Annotated in this window: 1 protein-coding gene; it reads right to left on the bottom strand. The window is 67.5% G+C overall.

Annotation, left to right across the window (positions count from 1 at the left end):
* Positions 1–812: cation:proton antiporter domain-containing protein (locus tag D2K64_RS23900; protein ID WP_202910829.1), on the bottom strand; the 812-nt coding region annotated here is incomplete at both ends.

Genomic DNA, 812 nt, shown 5'->3' on the forward strand with positions numbered 1-812 from the left:
TGGTCGCGATGGGTGCGCCGAAAGGTCAGCGCGGTGATGAACACGGCGAGGAAGCCGTAGCAGTGGATGATCTCGGTCAGCCCATAGGACACCAGCGTCGCTGACAGGCCGATCAGCCCGTCACCGGTTCTGGCGAGCTTGTTCTCCGTCGGCACGTGGAAGGTGAGCCAGCCGAAAGCGCGCCCGATCAGCCATCCGGCCACGATGCCGGCGCCGATTTCCCACAGCACGCGATAGGTGAGCCATTCAACGAACCAGGGCTGCCCGGTGCCGGCCACGGCGGCCAGGGTGATCGCCAGATGCACGAAGGGAAAGGCGAGGCCGTCATTGAGCCCTGCCTCGGAGGTCAGGCCGAAGCGGACTTCGTCCTCCTCGCCGGTCTTCGGTGGCCCGACCTGCACATCGGCGGCCAGCACCGGGTCGGTGGGCGCCAGGCACGCCGCCACCAGCAACGCCGCCGCCCAGCCCAGGCCGAGGCCCCATCCGGCCAGCAGGGTGATGGCGGCGATGCCCAGCGGCATCGTCACCGCCAGCAGCCGCCAGGTCACGTGCCAGCTCCGCCAGTTGAGGAACCGGTCGAGCTTCAGGCCGGCGCCCATCAGCGCGATGATCACCACGAACTCGGTGAAGCGTTCGGTGATCTCGGGATAGGTCATCGGCAGCGGGATCAGCGTCACCTGGGGAAGCGAGAACAATGCCGCCCCGATGCCGATGCACACGATCGGCAGTGACAAGGGCAGCCGCTTCAGGGCCAGCGGCAACCAGGCCACCAGGGCGATCAGCACGCCGAAGCCGGTGAGAATCAGGATGTA

Origin of the sequence: Teichococcus vastitatis (genome assembly GCF_003604215.1) — a bacterium.
GTDB lineage: Bacteria > Pseudomonadota > Alphaproteobacteria > Acetobacterales > Acetobacteraceae > Pseudoroseomonas > Pseudoroseomonas vastitatis.